The 1975-nt window shown below is 56.7% G+C and carries 2 protein-coding genes and 2 pseudogenes; all 4 read right to left on the reverse strand.

All coding sequences use genetic code 11. The features are described 5' to 3' along the window. Positions 1-715, reverse strand: a pseudogene (gidA, locus tag HMPREF3050_RS12880) (tRNA uridine-5-carboxymethylaminomethyl(34) synthesis enzyme MnmG); the annotation flags it as partial. Positions 716-746: 31 nt separating this feature from the next. Further along, complete coding sequence (locus HMPREF3050_RS15085; protein WP_246830284.1) at positions 747-875, reverse strand: DUF924 family protein; 129 nt, start codon at positions 873-875, stop codon at positions 747-749. 2 nt (positions 876-877) lie between these two features. After that, entirely contained in the window at positions 878-1642 is a 765-nt protein-coding gene (locus tag HMPREF3050_RS12890) for an SDR family oxidoreductase (protein WP_070775074.1), read from the reverse strand. Positions 1643-1687: 45 nt separating this feature from the next. Then, positions 1688-1975 (reverse strand): annotated as a pseudogene (locus HMPREF3050_RS14720) (hypothetical protein); the annotation flags it as partial.

The following is a 1975-nucleotide window of genomic DNA, read 5'->3' on the forward strand; positions in this document are numbered from 1 at the left end:
CCTTAAACCCGCGCTTCAAATGCACCATCAGCAACGCCACTGCCGCAGGGGTTACGCCGGAAATTCGGCTTGCCTGTCCGACGGTTTCGGGTTTGTGCTGGTTGAGTTTTTGCTGCACTTCGGCGGATAAACCTTTGACTTTCGCGTAATCGATGTCGTCGGGCAGCTTTAAGGTTTCGATGTCGCGGCGGCTGTCGATTTCTTCGTTTTGGCGGTCGATATAGCCTTGGTATTTGACTTGGATTTCGACTTGTTCGATAACTTCGGTGGAGAGGTTTTCAGACGACCTTGCGCCTTCGAGCGTCATCAGTGCGGCGTAGTCGAGGTTCGGGCGGCGCAGGAGGTCGTGCAGGTTGGCTTCGCGGCTGAGTTTTTGCCCGAACACGCGGATTTGTTCGTCTTCGGCGAGTTTTTGCGGCGTGTACCATGTTGTTTTCAAACGTTGGATTTCGCGTTCGATGGCTTTGCGTTTTTCGTTGAACATGCGCCATTGTTCTTCACCCACCAAGCCGATTTTGTGGCCGTCTTCGGTCAGGCGCATGTCAGCGTTGTCTTCCCTGAGTTGCAGGCGGTATTCGGCGCGGCTGGTGAACATGCGGTAGGGTTCGTTCACGCCTTTGGTGATGAGGTCGTCCACCAACACGCCGAGATAGGCTTGTTCGCGGCGCAGCAGGAGCGGGTCTTGTCCGCGGACGTATTGCACGGCATTCGCGCCAGTCGGCCAGTTCGCCCTGTGCGGCGCGTTGCTACACGGCAAAAAAGCGTTGGCAGATGATGCCGTCGAACGCATCGGATCGGGCAAACCATTGCTGCGGCGCAGTTTCGCGAAACCAAAAATCCAATACGGCACGATAATCTGAAGACGGAGCGTTCATGATTACAAACCCTTCCGCATAATCCGCTGCCCCAGCCGTGCGGAGAGGCGGTTAATCCAATAGAGCCACTTCGTTTTGCCAATCATGCTTTCAAAGCGGTTGCGTTCAAAATCACGCCAAAATTCGTCTGCCAATTCGTCGGGCGAAATTTTCAGGTGCGCGTGCCCCTTGCCTTTGTACATGGGCGTGGCGACCATGGGCGGCAGGATTTCGAACACGCGGATACCGCTGTTTTCCAACTGCCAGCGCAACACTTGCGAAAAGCTGTGTAGCGCGGCTTTGGTGGCACAGTAAACGGCGCAGGTTTCCTTGGGCACCACCGCCAAGCCCGATGATACGTTGATAACGGCGGCCTGCGGCTTGCCCGCCAGCATGGGTAGGAAGGCGCGGGTGAGCTGCACGGGCGCGGTGAGATTGACGGCGATTTCCTGCGCGATTTCGTCGTCCGTCTGCTCGTCCAACCGTTTGGTGAACTGGATGCCGGCGTTGTTGATGAGGATACTGGTTTCGGGAAACTGCGCCGCCAGCCGTGCGCGGTCTTCGGCTTGGGAAACGTCGGCGACGGCATATCCGCAACGTGCGCCGTTATCGTGCAGGCTGCCTGAAAGCTGTTCTCCTGAAAGTTGTTCTACGGCTTGGCGTAGCGCGTCTTCGCGCCGTCCGACCAAAATCACGTGGTTGCCCGCTGCATGGAACTTTTTTGCCAGCGCAAAGCCGATGCCGGTGGCGCCGCCGGTGATGAGTACGGTGTGTTGTGTGGGGATCATGGGGTTTCCTTGTTTTGGGGGTGCAGGCTGCTTTTTTCAGGCTGCCTATTCTTTCAAAAAGCCGTATTCGTACACCAGTGGTTCGAGTTTGGCAGCGAGGGCGGCGTAGGTGGTTTCGAAGGGGGCGAAGTCGGTTTGCGGAGCGGCCTTTTTCAGGGCGTTGCGGATTTTATACCAGCCTGCACCGCTTTTGTCGAGCAGGTATTCGTCGCGGATTTTGCGTTCGATGTCGGCCCGGTAGAAGGCCTGCCACAGTTTCAGGCCTTCATCATACACGGCTTGGGCTTCTTTGGAGAGCAAGCCGTAGGTCGGATACTTGTATCCGACAAAAGC

The organism is Neisseria sp. HMSC065D04 (assembly GCF_001815675.1).
Lineage (GTDB): Bacteria > Pseudomonadota > Gammaproteobacteria > Burkholderiales > Neisseriaceae > Neisseria.

Excerpts from the sequence above, each read along its gene's own strand:
- HMPREF3050_RS15085 (WP_246830284.1), bottom strand. The coding sequence starts at position 875 with ATGAACGCTCCGTCTTCAGATTATCGTGCCGTATTGGATTTTTGGTTT.
- HMPREF3050_RS12890 (WP_070775074.1), bottom strand. The coding sequence starts at position 1,642 with ATGATCCCCACACAACACACCGTACTCATCACCGGCGGCGCCACCGGC.